Genomic DNA, 22,953 nt, shown 5'->3' on the forward strand with positions numbered 1-22,953 from the left:
TTGAGTTGACTGTGCGCGAAGATGGGGGTTTACTTCCCTTCATAAACAAACGTTATACTGTCTTTCGCTATAAGCCCGCTCATATTTTGCCCTACGTAAATAACAGTATATTTTGATGGTTTACTGATATCATAAGCCTTTAGCAGGTCAATAGTAGCCGTTAAGCTATCCTTTGGATTAACTTTAATATAGCCGCTGGGCGGTGGCGGCATAATTCTTTTGGCCATAGCTCCTTTGTACAGCATTTCCTGACCGCTTGCATCTTTAACATCAAGATATTTGCTCATAAGCGGCTCAAACGGGGTGTGCCATTTGCAGAATTGACGAGCTGTATCGACATCGTTGTAAACGGTGAATTTTAGCTCAACGGCGTCTCCAATTTTAATTGTGGGTTTTATTTGCATTTTGGCAAACAGGCTCGGGCTTACAGCAGGGGCAGAACTTTGATTTTTAGCAGAATCAGAACCGGCAGATGTGTTTTTAACATGATTAACACTACATGCCGATAAAGTAAGCAGGGCTGCAGATAAGATTATTTTGTAGTTTTTCATGCCGCAAAGGTAAGCACTTCAGTTGCCATCAGATGATAGAATCTCAAACCACAATATCCATTGAAAATCCTGTTAAATATGTCAAATGCAATTTAATCCTGCCTTAATATTAGGTTGCGTAATTTTGTTGACATCATGGAGCAGATGGCTTTAATTTCCTCGTTAAAACACACAGGCCCGGTCATCAAAAAAGATCAGCCGGATGACAGCTATAAATTTCAGCCGCTGCCCGAACCCTCCGGGAATTATCCCTATCATCTATCCATACATGATGTAGTGCCCGGCATTGCTGATGACAAAATGGTTTTTCATATGGTAGGGGATACCGGCAGCATCCGTAATCCGGGTTCGCAAAGGCGCATAGCAGCTTTAATGGCTGCACAGTATAAAGTGCTTTCCAGCGCCGGTAAACCAAAGTTTTTGTACCATTTAGGTGATGTTGTTTACAACTACGGAGAGGCTCAAAACTATTATGAACAGTTTTTTGAACCCTATAGCCTTTATCCGGGACCGATATTCGCGATAGCCGGTAACCATGATAGTGATGTAAATCCTGCTGCTGCGATGCCGTATCAAAGCCTTGATGCTTTTACAACCGTTTTTTGTGATATTGTTTCGCGCCCTGTAATGCTGAGCCGACGGATAGACCGCAAAAGCATGCCGCAGCCCAATATTTATTGGACAATGGACACCCCGCTGGCAATCATCGTCGGTTTACATACCAATGTACCTAAATACGGCGTTGTTACCCGCGAGCAGCGCGAATGGTTTATGGAGGAACTGCGATCAGCCGATATGCAGCGGCCAGATAAGACAATTATCCTTTGTATGCACCATGCCCCTTATTCGGCAGATATCAATCATGGAGCCAGTTTACCAATGATTGATTTCCTGGAAGGTGTTTTTGAAGAAACCGGCATCAGGCCTGATATGGTTTTTAGCGGGCATGTGCACAATTACCAGCGTTTCAGTAAGCAATATGATGACTTAACCATGATGCCTTACATTGTTGCCGGTACCGGAGGCTTTGATGAATTGCATCCAATTGCCTTGACCGACAATACGGGTTTTACTGCCGAAGATTCCAGGTTTGATGGGGTTAGCCTTGAATACAGTTGCGATACCCGTCATGGTTTTTTAAAGATCGCTGTTGAAAAGATTAACAATGGGCTCACCTTAACCGGTGAATATTACACCGCAGCTGATGAGGACGAAAATACAGCTGTTTTAACGGATAGCTTTGTTGTGAAGATTTGATTGTTGAGACAATGATCACTCTTTCGTCATATCCAATTCGCATCTGGCAAAGCAATGGAGTCGTTCATCTCCAAATCAATTTTATTCATTGCCGTCGACTTTAGTCGACGGAACAAATAATCAGTATGCGAAGGCTTTAGCCGAATATCGCCTTATAATTGGGCTAAAGCCCGTTTGCTCTTTGCTTTCACCGTTGACTAAAGTCAACGGCAATGATAGCTTCATTTATAAGTTTAAACAAAAACGGGAAGCTAAAGCCTCCCGTTTTTGTTTAAATTAAAGCTCAATAGCTTCTATCGCTTTATCCAAAGCTGTTTCCTGCAGACCTGGCACTTTTACCCCTTCAACCCTGAAGGTTTTTACATCTGTCATTCCTAAAAAGCCTAAAACTGTTCTTAAATAAGGCTCGGTAAAGTCGTATGGTTTCATAAAGCCTTCGGAGTATACACCGCCCGATGAGATGGCCAGGTATACCTTTTTATTTTTAACCAAACCCTCGGGTCCTTTTTCGCCGTAGCTGAAAGTTTTGCCCGCGCGGCAAATGTGGTCAATCCACGTTTTTAAGGTTGATGGAATACCGAAGTTGTACATCGGTGTATCAATAACCAAAGCATCTGCGCTCATGAGTTCGGCAATTGCCTCGTCCGAATTTTTTGCTGCTTCAGCAAGCTCCGGTGTCCTTTTTTCTTCAGGAGTATAAAAAGAGGTGAGGTGTGCTTCTTCCAGGTGCGGGAATGGCGTGGCTGTTAAATCGTGTGTGATTAAAGTATGATCCGGGTTGTGCGATTGCAGTTCACTAACAATGGCATTGCCCAACTTTACGCTGAATGATGCTTCGCCCTGGGGGCTGCTGATTAGATGTAATATTTTCATTGCTGTATATTTTGTAGCAGCAAAATTACCTCTCATGACTATCAAAAAGATACTACTATCCTAAATGATACCGGTATCCTTTAGGATAGTAGTACTTGCCTTTCGGAGAATTATCTGAAGTTCAGGAGTACCGGAAATGTTCAGATCCGCGCATCGCCAAAATTCCTTGTTTTTAAACTTAGGCCTGTTTGGCGGCAAATGCTTAAACAAAAAAAGCCCGTTTTAACTATAGATTAAAGGTTTTGTGTTATTTTAACCTATTCATTACCACGTATTTATACGTGTTTTAATTACGTATAAATACGTGGTAATTAACGTGCATACACTTGCATGTTACTAAAGCCTGATGCCCAACTTTGGATTAACATCAGCAGCGGGACTGCAACCACCTATAAACATCTAATTATCATGATTTACCAAACCGTAAGTTTTTTAGCCGAGCAGTTAAATAACTATCTCAAAACAACCGACGGGAACAGCGGGCTCAGCTCAAGCTTCACCCAGCTTAAAAACGTGGCCCACCTGAGCGATGATGAGATCAAAGGACTTGAAAATATCCTGGTAACGCTGGTAAATATATCCGAAGAGTTTACCATGAAAAACATACCCAATTATGTACGCAACGGCGATGATATTAACTATCGCAACGCGCCAATGTACCTTAACCTGTATGTTTTGTTTTCGGCTTGTTTGCATTCTTCTTATGAAAAATCACTGATCTTCCTGTCTCATATCGTCGAATTTTTTCAGGGGAAGAGCACTTTTACCAAACAAAACAGCCCGACCACGAAAGTAGGCCTCGGCGATTTTCGCCTCATACTTGATATCTACTCGCCCACATTTGAGCAGGCCAATTACCTGTGGAGCACACTGGGCGGCAAACAATTTCCATATGTATTGTACCGCGTCAGGCTGATTGAAATACTGCGCGATAATGTGACCGAAACACGAGGCATCATTAAAAAGATAGAATTGAGCGATAAACTGAGCTAACGATTAGTGCCGGCGATTAACCTGTAAATTATAAACCCGATGGTACTGAACCTGAACTACGAAACGCTTTTTGAGGTTGACATCCGTCATCATTATCACCTGGATGACGGGATCACACTCTTTGACACGCTGAGTGCCGACGCGCGCCTGGCCATGCTGGAGCGTTATGATATAGGCAGTTTCATGAGCGTAACGCCTACTAAAGCTACAAGGGCAAAGTTCGCAGGCTTGCACATGGTTTATAAACAGACCGAAACCGGCATTATTACCGGCATTCCGTATACTTTAAACGGCACGAAGGAACAGCCGCAGATAGTACCGCCGGATAACACCGTATTTAGCTTTAGTATGGCTATTAACGACGGGCTTTTTGCGAACTATAGCTCACTGCCTTTAAAGGCGCCGGATGGTATGGTATACTTTTTTACCAACGACCCTTTGTATTCGCCGCGTGTGGCGCCGTTTTTAACGGCGACACCAAATGTGTACAAAGCTGCCACCGACTACTACCCCGGCGATATGTTGGTTGACAACCAGGCTGCGCCAACTAAATTATTTATCGCCCAAAAAAAGAATAACCTTGACCCGGCAGCAGGCGCTACCCCGGCGGGCAATTGGGTAACTGATCCGCTGGTAAGCGGAAAACCGCTGGCCTACGCAAGTAACAACGATTTGATCCGCCAGTTTGGACGCATATTTACTTACCAGGTAACGGTGGCAAATAAAACCCCGCTACTCACTATAAAAGATCGCTTTGGCAATGTGGTAAACGTGCCCAGCAGTGTGGAAACCGGGCCTTTGAATATCATCAAAGCTGATATGGGCAATTTGCCGGAAGGTTTATATACCGCCCATTTGGCAACTACAGGTTATACTGACGATTTTCCTTTTTACTATAGTATGGATGCGTCGGCCTGGGCTTTTATTGATATCTGTGTTAAAACAAGCGGTGCGACTTATAACCTGTTACAGGCGGATACTACGCTTAAATCGCCGGTGTTTAGCTTACGGTTTAAAAACCGGGCAACCTTCTGGCGCTATATAGGTAAAGCTTTTGGGGCGGCTTCGGTGACTGATAACGCGCTGCCCCTTACCCGGCAGGGGTTTATTACTGTAAAAGTGAAGGATAAAAATAATCATCCAACCACTATCGACCTGCCCAATGCAACGGCATCACTTATTAAACCAGAAACCAACCAGATTTTTTCAGACATATTTTTTTAGGAAGTAAAAAACAATAATATGGCAACAACATACAAAACTCCGGGTGTTTACGTGGAAGAAATTCCGCTCCTACCTCCATCGGTAGCCGAGGTTGAAACGGCTATCCCGGCCTTTATAGGCTACACACAAAATATTAGCTATAACGGGGCATCGCTGCAGTACAACCCTGTCAGGATCAAATCGCTTAAAGAGTATGAGCAGATCTTTGGGTTTGCCGAGAATACCTTGTTCACCACTACCGGAACGGCAACCGGTATCAAGATCAAAAAGGCGGCGGGTGTATTTTCATTTGATGCCGCGGTTGACGATCCTTACGCAACCCTGAAATTCAGGATGTACTATTGCCTGCAGCTTTACTTTGCCAATGGCGGCGGCCCTTGTTACATTGTTTCGGCAGGCCAAACTGGTGCAGCTGTTAATGTTGACAAAGCTTTGCTTGGTAACGCGCTTGCCGCGGTTCAAAAGGAAGACGAGCCCACAATCTTGCTGTTTACCGATGCCGTAACCCTTACCGCACCTGCAGATTATTATGGCTTGTTTACCGCGGCATTGGCCCAGGCTGCATTTCTGCAGGATAGGGTGGTACTTATTGACCCCTATGTGGCAGTCGCCGATAAAGGGAAAAAAGCGTTTGGTGATATTGCAACTGCGTTTCGTACGGCTATCGGGGTTAATAACCTTAGTTATGGTGCTGCCTATTATCCATGGCTGCAAACCAGCATCAACTATTTCAGCAATGAAAGCAAACAGTTGATTGTTTCCGGAACAGGCGTTACACCAACGGATTTTCCGGCCACTGCCGTTCTGCGCGACGATGCCAATACAGCCAATTCTATCTATCACTTAAATAGCGATCTGTATAATTATATCAAACAGCAAACCAGCCTGTTCTCGGTTATTTTACCTCCGGCAGCGGCAATAGCAGGCGTATACGCTTCTGTTGATAATACCCGCGGTGTTTGGAAAGCGCCGGCAAATGTAAGTCTCAACATGGTTGTGGCCCCAATGGTTAAAATTGATGACGCCGACCAGGAAGATATGAACGTTACCAGTACCGGTAAATCAGTAAATGCCATCAGGGCATTTTCGGGCAAGGGTGTATTGGTTTGGGGAGCACGTACGCTGGCAGGTAATGACAACGAATGGCGTTACATATCTGTAAGGCGTTTCTTTAACATGGTTGAAGAATCGGTTAAAAATTCGACACAACCATTTGTATTTGAGCCAAATGATGGTAATACCTGGGCGAAAGTACGTGGTATGATAGCCAACTTTTTAATACTGCAATGGCGTGCAGGCGCTTTACAGGGCGCCAAGCCCGAGGATGCCTTCTTTGTACACGTTGGCCTTGGCGAAACCATGACCTCGTTGGATATACTGGAGGGCAGGCTCATTGTTGAGGTGGGCATGGCCGTGGTTCGCCCGGCCGAATTCATCATTCTTCGTTTCAGTCATAAAATGGTTCAATCTTAAATCAATTAGTCATGGCTTATAAAACACCCGGAGTTTACGTGCAGGAAATTGCACTGTTTCCGCCATCAGTTGCCCAGGTTGAAACCGCTATACCCGCCTTTATTGGTTTTACAGCTTTTGCATTAACCCCCGAAGGCAAATCATTGGTAAATGTGCCAACCCGTATAAAATCATTGCTTGAGTTTGAAAGTTTATTTGGCGGCGGCTATGTACCGGCAACCATAAAGGTTACGGTTAACCCGGCTACAAACCAGATCCTGAACGTAGTACCCGATAAACGGTTTCATTTGTATGTATCACTCAGGCAATATTTTGACAATGGCGGCGGGCCATGCTATATCGTTTCGGTGGGAGATTTCTCATCTGCAGTAACAGCGCCGCCTTTATCAGGAGGTATCGATACCCTATCGGCCGAGGATGAGCCTACACTGATCCTGTTTCCCGACGCGGTTGAGCTGGTAAACGGTGGTAACCCCGACCTTGTTGCCTTTAGCGGTTTGCAAACCAAAGCGTTGGGCCTGTGCGCTTCTATGCAGGATAGGTTTTCGATACTTGATGTGCTGCAGGGCGATAAACGCCAGGATGTTAGCAATAAGCCTATTGATGATTTCCGGAGCTCGATAGGGATCAACAATCTCAACTATGGCGCGGCTTATTATCCCTGGATTATAACCACTTATGATGTCAATGTTGATTTCAGGCAGATGGAATTTTGGAACAATGCGGGGGTACCGGCCAAGATCACGAATTATGATGGCTTTTCAAAAAGCACTGATGAAAAGGCGTTGGTCACCAACCTGCAAAATGCTATCAAGGACACTGATAAAGTAATCGGATCTGTATTTAGCAACGCTGCCGATGCAACTGCGTTGAGGGTTGGTGGCATTGATGCCGTTAAAGCAAAGTTAACCGCACTGGCAAATAATATTGCCAAAAACATAACTCCCGATGTACAGCTGACCAGTTACCTCGATTTGTTGGCCGCCATTGTTACCGCGGGTAAAAAGGCTAAAGATGCACCCGCTGTTGGTGCGTTGTACGGCAAAGACATTGATGCATTGAGTAAAGATGCAAAACTTGCCGCTGCCATCACCAATCTTATTGCCTACGAAAAAAATACCAAGGTTGCTGCTAACACAACCGCCGGCCGCAATCCAGCGCCTGTTTATTCGGTATTGGATAATACACCCTGGTTAGCCAACTCAAACTATGCGGCTGTAGCTGCCAATGCAGACAACTTTACCAAGGATGCAGCCGGTGCGCTTTCCATCGTACAGGCACTGCAGGATACCGTTGCCACCATTTTAACTGGTTTTGGCGCATTAATAAACGGTGCCCTGTTTTATGAAAACCTTGCCGAGCAGGCTTTATTCTCAGGGAATGTATTTTTTAGTGCCGCCAACTCGGCAATAACGCTAAAAATGAGCACTATTCCGCCGTCAGGGGCAATAGCAGGGGTGTATGCCAATGTTGACGGTACCCGGGGTGTTTGGAAAGCACCTGCCAACGTAAGCCTTAACAATGTGATAGGCCCCGCTGTGAAAATTGACAACAGCGACCAGGACGATATGAATGTTACTGCCACCGGTAAATCAATCAATGCTATCAGGGCTTTTGCGGGCCGGGGCACTTTGGTTTGGGGCGCGCGTACCTTAGCAGGTAATGATAATGAATGGCGCTATATCCCTGTCAGGCGTTTCTTTATCATGGTTGAAGAATCAGTTAAAAAGGCTACTTATCCTTTTGTATTCGAGAACAATGATGCCAACACCTGGACAAAGGTGCGGGTAATGATCCAGAACTTTTTAACGCTGCAATGGCGTGCCGGTGCCTTACAGGGCGCTAAACCCGAAGACGCATTTTTTGTACACGTTGGCCTTAACGAAACCATGACCGCACTTGACATTTTGGAGGGCCGCATGATAGTTGAAATTGGTATGGCTGTAGTAAGGCCTGCCGAGTTCATCATCCTCCGCTTCTCACACAAAATGCAGGAGAGTTAATTGTATAAAAGCTTAAAGCGGAATGCATAAAGCTTAAAGCTATTAATTACTTGATTTGAAGCTAATTAATAGGTTCTATATAAATCAATGAATTTCATTTAAAACAAATAAAATGGCAAATTATCCTCTACCCAAATTCCATTTCCAGGTTGACTGGGGTGGCACACGCATCGGTTTTACCGAAGTAACTGGCTTACAAATTGAAACCGAAGTGGTTGAATACCGCGAAGGCAGCAGCAAGGAATACAATAAGGTAAAAATGCCCGGCATGCGCAAATACGGTAACATCACCCTAAAACGCGGCACATTTGCTAATGATAACGAGTTCTATGATTGGATGAACACCGTAAAACTAAACCAGATAGATCGGCGCGACCTTACTATTAACCTGCTTAACGAAGAGCATCAGCCGGTAGTTACCTGGTCGGTAAAAAATGCATTCCCGGTTAAGATCCAGTCGGCCGATTTGAAGGCTGATGCCAACGAGGCCGCAATTGAAACGCTTGAGGTTGCACACGAAGGTTTAACCATCAAAAACGGCTAATCATGGCCTTCGACGCTAAATCGGGTTATCCGCCTTTAGGTTTTCACTTTAAGGTGGTGTTTACGGGCATTGGCGATGAGGAAATCGACAGCCGGTTCCAGAACGTATCGGGCCTTTCAATGGAGATGGAAACAGAATCCAAAAAGGAGGGCGGCGAAAACCGTTTTGAACACGCGCTGCCGGTAAGGGCTAAGTTTCCGGCATTGGTGCTGAAACGTGGGCTCATAACCGAATCGAAATTGCTGATGGACTGGTGTAATAATGTGTTCAATAATTTTATTATCGAACCCAAAGACCTGACCGTAAGCCTGCTTAATGAAGAACATGATCCGCTTTTAACCTGGAACGTAGTGCAAGCCTGGCCCAAAAAATGGAGCCTGAGCGATTTGAATGCCGAGCAAAATAGCATCGCAATTGAAAGCTTTGAGCTGCAATACCAGTATTACACCCTTCAAACCTGATGTTATGCCAATTGAGATCAGAGAACTGAACATCCGCGTGAGCGTAAACCAAAGCCCTGCCGAACAGGATTCAAAACCCTCGGGTGGCGGTGGTAGTAGTGGCGGCGGAGGCGGTGATAAAGATGAGATCATTGCCGAATGCGTGGAGCAGATACTGGAGATTTTGAAAAATAAAAACGAACGCTAATGGCCGATAACGTAACCAAAATGAAGATCGTGGCCTGGTCCGATCCGAAGAGCAAAAATGAAGAAGGCTCTATGACGGTACAGGTTAACCCCGAAAGCTACAGCCAGAAGATCGAGATCAAGTATTCTGATAAGCAGGCGCAGGGAACCTCGGGCAAGCTGCCCAAGTTTTCCAAAATTGAGCCCCAGAAGATGGATTTCGAGCTGATGTTCGATCGTACCGGGGTAATCAATGGTGCTACCGCCGGTGAGTTAGGGGTTGACGAGGATATCGATAACCTGCAAAAGCTCATCATCGAATACCAGGGCGATAAGCACCGGCCAAGGTTTGTAAGTATCTATTGGGGAACGCTTCAGTTTGACGGTGCCCTGGAAACAATGGATATCAGCTATAAACTGTTTGATAGCCAGGGCCGCCCGCTCAGGGCCATTGTAAAAGCTTCGTTCATTGGTTCGGTTGAGGACAAAAAGCGGGTAGCTAAAGAAAATGCCCAGTCGCCCGATTTAACAAAAGTCAGGGTAATTAACGAAGGGGACACATTGCCGCTGCTCTGCTACCAGATCTATGGTGATTCAAAGTATTACATAGAAGTAGCCCGGGCAAACAGCCTCAACGATTTCAGGTACCTTAAAACAGGCACAAAGCTCAAATTTCCACCATTAAATCAATAACAGATCATGGCAGATAGCCGCACCATAGAAACCACCCGGCCAAGTACCGTTGTTACCCCGATTGTAAAAATTGAGGGCACCGACATACCCCGCACTATGCAGGTGGAGGCTATGGTGATTGATAAAGGCGTAAACAGAATAGCAGCTGCCAAACTGGTGATCATTGATGGTGATACCTCGGCTCAAAAGTTTGATGCCAGCAACGGCGACTTATTTATACCGGGGAAAAACATCGAGATCCTTTGTGGTTATGAATCAGATAACTACACACTGTTTAAAGGGGTGGTTATCAAACATAGTATCAAGCTGCGCAACAGTGGCTCGCAACTGGTTATCGAATGCCGCGATAAGGCCATTGCCATGACCCTTGCCCGCCATAGCAAGTATTTTGGCGAAAACGTGAAGGACAGCGATGCTATAACTACTATAGCTGGCACTTACAGCGGTTTAAGCACCGATGTTGCCGATATGAACATCACCACCAGCGACCTGGTGCAATACGAAGCCACCGACTGGGATTTCATAACCGGCCGCGCTGAACTGAACGGGATGCTGGTTTATACCGATGATAATACCCTTTCCATCAAAAAGCCGGAAATAAGCGGCCCCGCGGTTGTGGAATTATCATTTGGCGCTACCATGCTAGAGTTGGATGCCGAGATTGATTCAAGGATCCAGTTCCCTTCCATAACCGGCCGCACCTGGAACCCGGCATCGCAGGAAATTGAAAAGGTTGATGCTAACCCGCCATCGGGCGAGCTGAATGGTAACCTGACAGCCGATGACCTGGCAGGGGTGTTTAACGAAAGCAACTATCACCTCAATCATAGCGGTAAGCTTTCGCAGCCCGAATTGCAGGCCTGGGCAACATCGCTCAAGCAAAAACAGGTGCTTTCAAAAGTGAGGGGCAGGGTGAAATTTAAAGGCATCCATACAGTGAAACCGGGGATGATCATCAAACTCAGTAACCTGAGCGATAGGTTTAACGGCAACACCTTTGTAAGCCACATTCAGCATCATATCTCAGCCGGTGACTGGCAACTGGAAGTACAGTTTGGTTTGGATCCGCAGTGGTTTACCGAAAAGTTTGAAACCAGTATAAAGCCCGCTTCGGCTTTGATCCAGGCAGTGCCCGGGTTGCAGATTGGCGTTGTAACCCAATTGGAAAGTGATCCTGATGGTGAATGCCGCATACTGGTACGTATGCCGGTGATCAGCGCTGATGATCAGGGGATTTGGGCGCGTGTAGCAACTCTGGATGCCGGCAAGGAACGCGGAAGTTTCTTTTTGCCCGAAGTTGGGGATGAGGTAATTGTTGGTTTTTTAAACAGCGATCCTCGTAAACCGGTGGTACTGGGCATGCTTAACAGCAGTAATAAAAACGCTCCTTTAACCGCGGCCGACGCCAACAACCAAAAGGGTTTTGTAACCCGCAGCAAAATGAAGCTCATTTTTGATGACGATAAAAAATCGGTAACCATCGAAACACCGGCCGGGAAAAAGATCATCATGGACGAGGATGCCGGGGCGATTGAGTTAAAGGATGAGAACAACAACTCGATAAAAATGAACAGCGATGGCATCACCATCGAAACCCAGGGCAAACTTGTACTTAAGGCTCAGCAGGATTTTAACGCCGAAGGAATGAACCTGGGTCTGAAAGCCAATACCGCCCTTTCGGCCGAAGGATCGGCCAGTGTGGAAGTAAAATCAAGCGGTACGGCGGCACTGAAAGGCTCAATTGTACAAATAAACTAATAACAAAAAATGGCAGCAGCAGCAAGGATAGGCGATATGCACGTATGCCCTATGTTCAACGGGCCTTCACCTCACGTAGGCGGGCCGGTAATAGGGCCGGGGGTACCAACGGTGCTTATTGGCGGTATGCCGGCCGTATGCGTGGGCGATATATGTACTTGCGCCGGTCCGCCCGATTCGATAATCATGGGTTCGGCAACGGTGCTGATAGGGGGGAAACCCGCCGCCCGCATGGGCGATAGCACAGCCCATGGCGGATCAATAGTGTTAGGCTGCCCAACAGTAATAATCGGAGGCTGATCAATGGAACCAAAAATACCTTTTATAGGCAGGGGATGGAGCTTCCCGCCAAGCTTTGACAAGGCTGCCGGTAAAATTGAAATGCTTACCGACGAGGCCGATATTGAGAGCAGTTTGGGCATACTGTTCAGCACCCGGCTCGGCGAGCGCATTATGCAGCCAACTTTCGGGTGCGATTTACAAAAGATAGTTTTTGAAGCTGTGAACCTTACCCTCAAAACCTATATCAAAGATTTGATTGAAACCGCCATACTGTATTTTGAACCCAGGATAACGCTAAACAGCACCGAGGTTGACACCAGTATGGATAACGAAGGGATTTTGCTTATTAAGCTCAATTACACGGTACGTACCACCAATTCAAGGTACAACTACGTGTTCCCTTATTATAAAAATGATGTTACCAGCATAACTACCAACCAATAAGAACTAACCATGGCCTGTAACGATAAAAATCCGCTTCAACGTGATGGCTCAAGCCAGTCACAGCGCTTCCTGAAAGCGCTTGACCCAGCCTACGCCCCAATTGAGGAATTGGGCATGGAAGACTGGCTGACGTTCGCGGCTGCTTATGCCGATAAAATAAACTATTATACCCTGAAAGACAGCAATTACCCCCAGGGCGATTGGAAATCGTTTTTTATCCAGGATAAAAAAGCGCTGCAGGATTTTTTGAAGCAGGTTGAGGTTAAAATGGAGAATGCCAGTCTGGGTTTTCCCGACCCAAGCATTAAAAGCGATGTAGAGCCACACCTGGCGCTGTTCATGTGTTTTATTATGCTGCTGCAACACTCAGAAGACGCATTGAACCAGTTTACCGGCCGGCACCTTGATTTTTACTTTAAGCGGGTATTGCAACTGCGTAACCGCCCCGAAGTACCTGACAAGGTACACGTTATATTTGAACTGGCCCGTAACCTCACCGGTTTCCTGTTGCCGGAAGGCACACCACTTGATGCCGGTAAAGATAAAAGCCCCAAACCCAAACCGGTTGTTTTTAAAACAAACGCAGAGCTGGCTGTAAACAGCGCCACTATAGCGGCCATGAAAAGCTGGTACCAATCGCCGGCGGATAAAAAGGTGGCTTATGCCGATGTTAGTTTCTCGGCCGATGGTCTGGGTACCCCTTTTAAAGACGATGTACCTAAATGGAACCCTTTTGGCAGTAAAAGCTGGCCAACGGCATCAATGGGCTTTGCTTTTGCATCAAAGGTATTGCTCATGAGCGAAGGGGACCGTACTATAACTTTAACACTTAAGTTTACCGGGCTTGTTACTATTGATCCTGCCATATTAACCCAACTGTTTAAGGTTTTTTTAACATCCGAAAAAGAATGGCTGCAGGCCGATTTTCCAACTACAGATGCCTTTAAGGTTAATCAGCAGCAAATTGTTATTACAGTAAATATACCCGCAAAGGCTAAGGCTGTTGTGCCCTATGATCAGGCTATTCATAAAGAAAATTATAAAACCGATTTCCCGGTAATACGCCTGCTGATGAGCGTTCAGGATAATGCCTATCCTGTTTATGTTGCGCTGAGTAAAGCTAAGCTCAATAATGTGCAGATAGATGTGACTGTGAAAGGCATGAAAAATCTGGCCGTTGAAAATGATAACGGTAAAATTGATCCATCAAAGCCCTTTTTTGCCTTTGGCGCACTGCCAAAAGTTGGTTCAACCCTATACATCGGCAGCGCTGAGATCTTTCAAAAAGATTGGACGGAAATTACGCCCAATATTGAATGGAAAGGCGTACCTGCTGATCTGAAAAGTTATTATACGGCTTATCGTACAGATTATCTCAAGTCGACATTAAGCCCCGGTGCATATAATATTAACGCCAGTAATGAGGCTTCAGATACCACGGGGACTTCGAGGGTGATAACGGCCAAAAGTGATTTTAAAGCAAAAGTAGCCTATATTAAAAACGGTGCATGGTTCCCAAGCGATGGCAGTGAGATCAACGTGCTCGATAATACCTTTACACTTAAGCCGGATGGCGTTCAGCAAACGGTAAATCCCGCACCTTATTTTATTAATAAATACCTGTATTTTAATGTGTCGGGCTCTTTTAAACAGGGTAGCTGGCCGCAGGCCGAAAAGGCGCTGGTACAGCAGTACGTGCAACCAATGCAGATGTTTTTCCCGGTGCTGGGTTTTGTTGGGTTTCAGCAAACTGCTACTACAGTTCAAACACAAACCGAAAATTTTTCGGCAGGAGTTAAGGATAATTATATCCGTATAAGCCTTGAAAAGGATTTTCTGCACAGTATATATCCGCAATTGTTTGCCGCTGCCATGACAGATACAACAAGGGCCGCGCTTATCCCTAAAGAACCCTATACTCCCGAAATAGCATCGCTAAAGCTCGATTACAAGGCATCGGCTAAAAATAAGATTGACGATTTGACTGGCAGTAATGATAACCCTGGTTTGCTGAATGACTACGTGAACCATAACGTCCAATTTTTTCACGAAACACCATTTGGCCAGGCCGAGCAGCACGCTTTCCTCAAAAAACAATATCACGGTCTTATTGATGGCAATATCACAGCCATACCGCAAGCTCCTGATCTTGCAGCTTTTTACATAGGTATTGCAGGTATTGAAACGGGGTCTGTAGCCAGTATTCTTTTCCAGGTAGCCGAGGGCAGTGAAGACGCGCTTGCGCCGTCGTTTTCGGATACTATTCAACCTAAATGGTATTATTTATCAGGCAATGAATGGCTTGCTTTGGATAAAAGGAATATCATCAGCGATGATACCAATGATTTTTTACGCTCGGGGATCATCAAATTTTTAATCCCCGAAGGTGCTACAACCAACAACACATTCCTAAACCAAAGCCTCACCTGGCTCGGGGTTGAACTGCCAACTGCAGTAACGATAGATTCGGTTTGTAAATTCATCAACGTACATACGCAGGCCGCCGAAGCCGAATTTGCGGATAATGATAATGAACTTTCGCACCTGGAAACCGGGTTGCCCGCAGGTACCATCAGCAAACTGGTCGACAGGCTGCCGCAAATCAAATCGGTCACCCAGCCATATGCTTCGTTTGGCGGTTTACTGCCGGAAGATGATGGCGCTTTCCGCCTGAGGGTAAGTGAACGCTTAAGGCATAAACACCGGGCTATCACCATTTGGGATTATGAACACCTGGTGATGGCGCAGTTTCCGCAGGTGTTCAGGGTTAAATGCCTTAACCATACCAACGACAATATTGAAGTTGCTCCGGGCAGCGTAAGGGTGGTGGCCATACCCGATATCCGTAACCAGATCAGTTTTGATCCATTTAAGCCCCGCGTGAGCAAAAATACCCTGAGCGAGATTACCAAATACCTGTCGGGCTTAAACTCTATGCATGTTGATCTGCTGGCTATTAATCCTGATTATGAGGAGGTAATCCTTGATTTTAAGGTGAAATTTTACTTCGGGTTGGATGAAAACCTATACGCGGCCAAGTTGAACACCGATGTGATCAACTACCTGTCGCCCTGGGCTTTTAACCGTAATGCCGATATTGATTTTGGCGGCATCCTGTACAAAAGTGTGGTGATCCGCTTTATTGAAGAACTACCTTATGTTGATTATATAGCCGATTTTAAGATGTACTTCACAGCATCGGGGCCCGCAAACCCCGATGTTTTGGAGGCAGACAATTCAAAGGCCATCCTGGTATCGGCAAAGCAACATTTAATTGATACCCAAACCATACCTACATGCCCATGATTGATCAGTTAACCATACCGAAACAAATTGATACCAGCCTTGGGCCCGAGTACAATACCCTGCGCACCGAAGGCATGCAGCACATCCGCGACCTGGCCAGCGCCATCTGGTCGGATTATAACGTGCATGATCCGGGTATTACTACGCTTGAGATGCTTTGCTATGCGCTTACTGATCTTAACTATCGCATTACACTGCCGGTAGAAAATATCCTTGCTGTTGATCATGATAATACCGTCAGTATGCATGAGCAGTTTTTATCTGCTATAAAAATACTGCCAACCTACCCGGTTACTCCCGACGATTACCGGCAGCTGTTTGTGCGAATAGATGGTGTGCGGAATGCCTGGATCAAAAAATCGCCCCATAGTATTATAGCTAACTATAAACAACCTGATAGTAAACCGCTGCTTCGTTATGCCAAACCCGGCGAAAATGCCCTGACCGGTAAAGAAGTTAAATTCGATCTAAAAGGCATCAACGATATCCTAATAGATTTTGAGGATTTTCCTGAATTGGGGGGCGATGCCGCCAAGATCAAAGCCAGGCAGGACGATATCATCAAACAAATAAAATCGGCATATCATTACTTCCGCGAGTTGTGTGAGGATCTTGACCAGGTAAAGGCCGTTGAAAACCAGGAAATAGTTATCTGCGCCGAAATTGAGCTTCAGCCCCAGGCCGATCCTGAAATGATCTGGGCGCAGATCATGTTTAATATTGAACAATACCTTACACCCGATATTAAATTTTACCTGCTTAAAGAATTGCTGGATAAAGGCATGCAGCCCGACGAGATCTTTGAAGGGCCTGTGTTGGATTTTGAAAATCTCCAGGGCATCGACACTAAGTTTGCTAAACAGGGATTCATTATCCCTGCCGAACTTGCGGCTTCGCAGCTGCGTACCCAGGTGCGCTTGTCTGACCTGTATCGCATTATCATGGAAATTGACGGTGTACGATTGGTGAAAAGAATTTCTTTTGGTTTTTGCGGCTGTACCGCGCCGCAGAGCGAGGTTGCCGATAAGATCTATAAATCAAACGAATGGCTGCTGTGTGTGCAGGACGGTCATAAGCCTGTTTTGTGTGAAACCAATTCATCATTCACATTTTATAAGGATGTGGTGCCTATCGAACTGAAACAGTCCGAAGCCCAGGCCGATCTTAACCAGCTTCGTAAAGACTGGCAGGATAACGTAGAAGCTAAAAAGATAGTTGATTTGCCGGTACCCGAAGGCGATTACAGGGATATAGGGCACTATGAAACCCTGCAAAACCAGTTTCCTGAAAATTACGGTATCTCGCCGCTGGGCCTGCCAGAAACTGCTACCACCAAGCAACGGTCGTTGGCTTTACAGCTTAAAGGCTACCTGCTGTTTTATGACCAGGTGCTGGCCAATTACTTCGCCCAGCTTTCAAACGCCCGGATTTTGCTCACTGCCGATGACAGCATTCGCAAAACCTATTTCAGTAATGCGGTAAATGGCATCCGCGATGCGGAAAAGCTGTTGGATGGTTATGCCCAATGGGAGAAAACGGTTGATGATGTAATTAAAGAAACCGGGCAGGACAACTATCCCGAACGGAAAAATAAATTCCTCGACCATTTGCTGGCCCGCTTTGCCGAACAGTTTAACGAGTACGTATTTTTAATGTACCGCATTTACGGCGAAGATTACCAGCGCAACATCATCAGGCATAAGGTTAAGTTTTTGAAAGACTATGACCAGATGAGCATTTGTCGCGGCAGCGGGATGGATTTGTACAACGCCAAAACACCGGATCAGCAACTGGTGAACGTATCGGGCATGGAAAAACGGATCTCCATGCTGCTGGGGTTCTCCAATTATAAAATGCAGCAGTTAAGTGTTGAGGATTACCTTTTGTTTAAGGCCGATGCCCTGCATTACAACTGGACAATATCGCAGCTTGGCGTGGTGAAATTTAAGGGTAATGCCAACTTCCTGAAGGAGATTGATGCTTATGAAGACCTGGGCCTGGTATCCGTACTGGCTTGCGACAGGGAAAATTACCGCTTAAGTCCTGGAGCTACCGCGGGTAAGTATGTTTATAATATAGCCAACTCCGCAGGTACTTTGCTTACCCATAATGATATGGAGTTCAGCGCCGCCGCCATCGAAACCGAGATTGCGTTCATCATCAAATTTATGCAAAACGATTTCAAGATGGAGGGCATGTACGTGATAGAAAATATCCTGCTGCGCCCGCCATTTGATTATACCGGCGATGACAGCACTCATCACCAGTTTATGCCGGTATGCCTTGATCCTAATGGCGTGTACTGTGAGCCGCTTGATCCATACTCGTTCCGGGTTTGTGTGATACTGCCGGGATATAGCGTAAGGTTACGTAACACAGCTTTCCGCACCTATGCCGAGCGGCTCATCCGCACCGAAACGCCCGCTCATATTTTGCCGCGGATCTGTTTCATCGGGCATGATCAGATGGTTGGTTTTGAAGCGATTTATAAAGATTGGCTTGCTGCCAAACACATAGCGGTAAGTACCGATACGCCTATAGACCCTGTATTGAACAGCAAATTTATTGATGTACTTGAAAAACTATACACTGTTTATCAGCAGGGCCAGCTAAGCGATTGCGATGATGATACCCAGGAAACCAACCCGATAATATTGAACAAAACCAGCCTTGGCACCTTGCAGGGCGGCATAAATAATAACAGTTAAAACCTAAATGAAAAAGCCATGCCACCAGTAACCAACATAAAGCTCACCGATATAACTTTAGAGTATAACTCCTTTGTTGACAGCCAGGTGCTTACAGCCAAACAGCTGAATGATATTGTAGATTTTTTTGAAGATCAGCAGCGCCTTACCCGTACCTGTTTAATTGGTGTTGGCCTGGTATGCGGCTTAAGTTTCAAAGGCGATGCCAACGGCATAACCATAGGCAAGGGCTGCGGCGTAACTACCGACGGCGATTTGCTTTATATGCCCGAAACAACCTATAAAAACTTCAGGGCCTATGATAATTCGCTGATCAAATATCCGCCGTTTTATCCCATGGGCACCGATGCCGCGCAAATGGCTTTATGGGAGCTGGTAACACCCGATGATAAGGGCGCTTTCCCGGTTGATAGTTTTGCCCTTACCAATTTTAAATCAAAGGCCGGTAAGGAAATTACCGAAATGTACGGCCTGCTTTACCTGGAGTATTATTCTAAAGATCCTGATGCCTGTACGGCTATTGATTGTGATAACCAGGGCCGCAAGCAGGTAGCCAAGCCAAAAGTACTGCTCATTGCCCAGGCAGATATGAACCAGATCATTGAGCAAACCGGTTCGGAGGTTATTTATGACGATATCTACAAAAAGTATTTCAACGCTTATAACGCGTACTTTGATGCTCCCGTGCTTGCGGCAAAACGGGTGTTTTTTAATAAACAGACTACCTCCTCCTCATCGGCGCTTACCGCTGCCTTTTCAAAAATTGCAAATGATGGTGCCGGTGGTTTATCAACCGCTGTGCAAACGCTTTACAATACATTCAAATTCGCGCTCGATCCGCAGTCTGTTTACCCTATTACCGGCATTGTTGCCAACATCAATACTACGTTAAGCAAAGCTACAGCCCCAATGCAGGCACAGTACCTGTATGATTTTTATAAAGATTTGCTGACCGGCTACAATGAATTGCGTGCCTTGCTTTCAGACATTATTTACCAGTGCTGTCCCAATATTTACGCCTTCCCCAAACATATTATGCTTGGAGCTTTAAATACTACACCAACAGCAAAGCCAACGCCGTATCGCCATAAATTTTATGCCTCGCCGGCTATCAGCGCCAATAAAGACAAGCTGAATATAGCCATCAACCTGCTCGACAGGCTGAATATTATGAGCAGCGGGTTTACACTGCCTCCGAGCCCGGTGGTGAAAATAACACCATCTACCGATAACAGTAAACCTTTAGAGGCAAGGGCTATCCCTTTTTATTACGGCAAACCGATTGACCTGGCTCAAAAATGGAGTTATAGCCGGTGGCTGCAGGGTACAGATAAGCTGATCCTTGGTTATAATGCCGGAGCTTATTCGCCTGCAAATGATATGGTGGTAAACCCACTGGCCTATTCAATCGACTCCAATAATTTTTTCAGGATTGAAGGGCATATCGGTAAAAAATATACCGAGGCTATTGCCGCGGTTGATAAGATCAGGCAGGACAGTAACCTGCCATTTGATGTGGTTGCCATTCGTTTGGGCGATGTAACGCTTAGCGATATCAATATAGATGATTATGCCTGCCAGTTTAATGACCTTGAAGCTACATTAAAAGCTTTTCAGGCCGAGCAGAATTGCCTTTATGGTGATGTAAGCAAGTTTTTTTCAAGCTTTAATACCAAAACAGGTTATTCGGTGGCGAATGAGATCCGGTATCAGGCGGCCCAGCAGAAACTGGAATTGTCCAATGAGGAGGAAGCAGCCGCTCCTAAAATGCGAATGGCTGCTGCCAAAACAGCGGATACCGGCGAAATACAGGCAACTGCACGTGAGCAGGTAAGCAGCGGATTTGCGATCAATAAAAGCACCGATAAATATGTAATAGACGGCGGCATCGACGCGGTTGACAATAATATCAATATAGCACAAGGTAGTATAGGTTATTATGTAGATCAGATCCGCAGGCAGGGTGGGGCCATCAGTATTTCTGACTATGCAGAAGCCGCAGGTAAAACTGTGGATACCTCGGCAACAGGCTCATATGAGCAAGCTATTGCAGTTGATATCCCCGTGCGTATGATAGCCGGTACCCGTAACATAAGCCAGTGGCTACCCGACAGGCTGGTGGATATTGACGAAGACACCATTGATAATTTTACAGCACGCCTGGATGAACTTTGCAATGAAGTAAAGTCGGCTGCTCAAAAAAGCCGCCAGATTTTTGCTAAAAGCGACTATGTACGCAAAGGGTACGAAGATGACTATGAACTGCAGTTATGGCGCTTATCTGAAAATTGCTGTGCAGGCCAGGCGCTTGCCGTAATATTAAAGGAAATACAGGACCGCAAAACCAAGTTGCTGCAACAGCTTACCTTCTCGGCCTATGCCGCCAATCATACCGGGTTAGAACACCTGGCAGGTGTGCCGGCGGGTGGTACCTTTGTAATGGTGTATGCTACCGCGGTAGCTGCACCCAGTCCAACTACCCCTTCAACCAAATCTCCGCTCGAAGACAGGTTAAAGGCGCTTGAAAGCGAACAGCAGTTTGTAAAAGGTTTTGCAAGCGATAGCGACGCGATGGCTTATATCGCCAAAAATACCGAGTATGATGACATTGCCGATGCTGTAAAATATTATGAAAGACGGTCAAAACGTAAATACACCCCGACAAATGAGGCCGAGGTGATCAAGAAAACTCAGGCTTTAGCGCTCGAACAAGGAAAATCAAGGGCCGTAGCTGCAAACCCTGATGTGCCTGCTGATATCGTATTTGCCGATTTTTGCCTGCCATATATGTGCTGTTCCGATTGTCCGCCGGTAGCATTTATCATGCCTAAGCCACAGGTAGGACTCAGTTTGCCTAAAGCCGTAGCATGTTCTGACGAAGGGTTGCTGCAGTTTAAAGTTAGCCCGGCTGATGGCGTTATCAAAGCCTCGGCTGGTTTTGAAACTACAGTTGTAACTAAAGACGCTATAACCTATTTTGATACAACTAAAGTTAAAGACGGTACATTTGGCCAGCAGATTAAATTTACTGTAAATGATCAGCCAACCGATTGCACCATTACCGTATTTAAACATCCGGCTGTTAAACCTGCGGCCAGCATAAGTGACACCACGCAGTTTGCCGTATTTATTCAGCTAACGGCTACAACCAATCAGGCAGCAGGTGATACATTTGCCTACACATGGACAATGCCCGACGGGCAGGTACATGCTAATCTGGCTAAGCCGGATGACAACATTACCTTCCAATATGCTGATCTTCGTGCCAAATTCCCTGATGGTAAACTAACCTTCACCTTGTCTGCCAATAACCATGATTGTACCGATTCTGAACAGGTTACTATTACAGTAGAGATTCCTGAGGAGCCGGTAGACCTACAGTTAGCCGCCAGCGAAGTTTGTTCAGATCAGGGTAATATAAACTTCACCGCTGTACAACCCGCAACAGGTATTATCACCTCAAAAATAGCCGGTGATGCTGTGAAATTGCTGGGCAGCCAGTGGGTTGTTGATCCATCGAAAGGCCCTTATGATGTTAGCATCAACGACTTTATGGTGAACGGCAAACCGGTTCCTGCTTGTACGCTTATGATCCATGAGCATCCACAAGCCTCTTTTGACTATAAGGTAACTATGGATAACGAAAAAGGTGCTGCCACAGTTACTTTAGCAAATAAAACACCTAATCCGGGCAGCTTTAAATTTACATGGACATTTGACGATGGAACTACCAGTAATGAGGTAAACACAGTAAAAGTGTTTGATATGCGCCAGTTTCCGCGTGGCCGTAATACAGTTATTACACTTACAGCAGTGAATGGTAAGTTTGAGAAGTGTCGTGCCGTGTTTACGCCTACGCCGCCTGTTGCTTTGCCTCCTATAACCACCACTCCGGTACTTACCCACTTGCCGCCGGAAACCACTACACCGGTAGTTACTAAGGTTCCGCCTGTGATTACTACACCGCCAACGGGTACTACTGTACCGCCGGTGATTACAGTTAAGGATACACCTGCGGTAACACCATCGGTAACGCCAACACCAACTGTAACACCAAAAGCAGAACCATCTGTGATTAAAACGAGTACAACTGTAACACCGGCGGCTACACCGCCGGCAGATCCGGCTGTAACTCCTGTGACACCAAAAATAGCTCCGAAGATTATCAAAAAAGATCCGGGTACTACAGATCCGGGCACTGTTAAATAATGTTGAGCT

General features: G+C 45.9%; 17 protein-coding genes. 15 read left to right on the plus strand and 2 right to left on the minus strand.

Going from position 1 to position 22,953, the window contains the following annotated elements; genetic code table 11:
* Nucleotides 1–29: 29 nt before the first annotated feature.
* On the minus strand, nt 30–551 hold the full coding sequence (locus ABIC84_RS12860) for a protease (protein ID WP_429263787.1): 522 nt from the start codon (nt 549–551) through the stop codon (nt 30–32).
* 114 nt (nt 552–665) lie between these two features.
* Here ABIC84_RS12860 and ABIC84_RS12865 point away from each other — a divergent pair, with 114 nt between their 5' ends.
* Nucleotides 666–1,808 carry a metallophosphoesterase family protein gene (locus ABIC84_RS12865; protein WP_429263788.1) on the plus strand — a complete coding sequence of 381 codons (1,143 nt, stop codon included), beginning with the start codon at nt 666–668 and terminating at the stop codon, nt 1,806–1,808.
* A gap of 276 nt (nt 1,809–2,084) precedes the next feature.
* On the opposite strand, the gene ABIC84_RS12870 is transcribed toward ABIC84_RS12865, so the two are convergent.
* Complete coding sequence (locus ABIC84_RS12870) at nt 2,085–2,681, minus strand: FMN-dependent NADH-azoreductase (RefSeq protein ID WP_426589495.1); 597 nt, start codon at nt 2,679–2,681, stop codon at nt 2,085–2,087.
* 408 nt (nt 2,682–3,089) lie between these two features.
* Between ABIC84_RS12870 and ABIC84_RS12875 the strand changes: the two genes are divergently transcribed.
* The 14 genes from ABIC84_RS12875 (at nt 3,090) to ABIC84_RS12940 (ending at nt 22,944) form a co-directional block, all read left to right on the plus strand.
* Nucleotides 3,090–3,674, plus strand: a complete 585-nt coding sequence (locus tag ABIC84_RS12875) for a DUF4255 domain-containing protein (protein ID WP_090524152.1) — start codon at nt 3,090–3,092, stop codon at nt 3,672–3,674.
* A 39-nt stretch (nt 3,675–3,713) separates the two neighbouring features.
* Entirely contained in the window at nt 3,714–4,898 is a 1,185-nt protein-coding gene (locus tag ABIC84_RS12880; RefSeq protein WP_429263789.1) for a hypothetical protein, read from the plus strand.
* Between the two features lie 18 nt (nt 4,899–4,916).
* Entirely contained in the window at nt 4,917–6,371 is a 1,455-nt protein-coding gene (locus ABIC84_RS12885; RefSeq protein ID WP_090524157.1) for a phage tail sheath family protein, read from the plus strand.
* Between the two features lie 11 nt (nt 6,372–6,382).
* Nucleotides 6,383–8,374, plus strand: a complete 1,992-nt coding sequence (locus ABIC84_RS12890; protein ID WP_429263790.1) for a phage tail sheath C-terminal domain-containing protein — start codon at nt 6,383–6,385, stop codon at nt 8,372–8,374.
* A gap of 112 nt (nt 8,375–8,486) precedes the next feature.
* Complete coding sequence (locus ABIC84_RS12895) at nt 8,487–8,918, plus strand: phage tail protein (RefSeq protein ID WP_090524162.1); 432 nt, start codon at nt 8,487–8,489, stop codon at nt 8,916–8,918.
* A 2-nt stretch (nt 8,919–8,920) separates the two neighbouring features.
* Nucleotides 8,921–9,379: a phage tail protein gene (locus ABIC84_RS12900; RefSeq protein WP_091171169.1), complete on the plus strand. Its 459-nt coding sequence runs from the start codon at nt 8,921–8,923 to the stop codon at nt 9,377–9,379.
* A gap of 4 nt (nt 9,380–9,383) precedes the next feature.
* The gene (locus ABIC84_RS12905; RefSeq protein WP_274989442.1) at nt 9,384–9,566 is read left to right on the plus strand and encodes a DUF5908 family protein; all 183 of its coding nucleotides are present in this window, start codon (nt 9,384–9,386) and stop codon (nt 9,564–9,566) included.
* A complete protein-coding gene (locus ABIC84_RS12910; protein ID WP_090524172.1) occupies nt 9,566–10,237 on the plus strand; it encodes a CIS tube protein in 672 nt (223 codons plus the stop codon). The genes ABIC84_RS12905 and ABIC84_RS12910 overlap by 1 nt, the downstream gene beginning before the upstream one ends.
* A 6-nt stretch (nt 10,238–10,243) precedes the next feature.
* Nucleotides 10,244–11,995, plus strand: coding sequence for a type VI secretion system tip protein VgrG (vgrG, locus tag ABIC84_RS12915; protein ID WP_429263791.1), 1,752 nt, complete (start codon nt 10,244–10,246; stop codon nt 11,993–11,995).
* Between the two features lie 9 nt (nt 11,996–12,004).
* Entirely contained in the window at nt 12,005–12,295 is a 291-nt protein-coding gene (locus tag ABIC84_RS12920) for a PAAR domain-containing protein (protein ID WP_426589481.1), read from the plus strand.
* Between the two features lie 3 nt (nt 12,296–12,298).
* A complete protein-coding gene (locus ABIC84_RS12925; protein ID WP_426589479.1) occupies nt 12,299–12,721 on the plus strand; it encodes a GPW/gp25 family protein in 423 nt (140 codons plus the stop codon).
* A gap of 9 nt (nt 12,722–12,730) precedes the next feature.
* Nucleotides 12,731–16,027, plus strand: a complete 3,297-nt coding sequence (locus ABIC84_RS12930) for a baseplate J/gp47 family protein (RefSeq protein ID WP_429263792.1) — start codon at nt 12,731–12,733, stop codon at nt 16,025–16,027.
* A complete protein-coding gene (locus tag ABIC84_RS12935) occupies nt 16,024–18,735 on the plus strand; it encodes a hypothetical protein (protein ID WP_429263793.1) in 2,712 nt (903 codons plus the stop codon). The genes ABIC84_RS12930 and ABIC84_RS12935 overlap by 4 nt, the downstream gene beginning before the upstream one ends.
* Nucleotides 18,736–18,753: 18 nt before the next feature.
* On the plus strand, nt 18,754–22,944 hold the full coding sequence (locus ABIC84_RS12940) for a hypothetical protein (RefSeq protein ID WP_429263794.1): 4,191 nt from the start codon (nt 18,754–18,756) through the stop codon (nt 22,942–22,944).
* Nucleotides 22,945–22,953: the final 9 nt, after the last annotated feature.

The organism is Mucilaginibacter sp. 3215 (assembly GCF_050433785.1).
Classification (GTDB): Bacteria; Bacteroidota; Bacteroidia; order Sphingobacteriales; family Sphingobacteriaceae; genus Mucilaginibacter.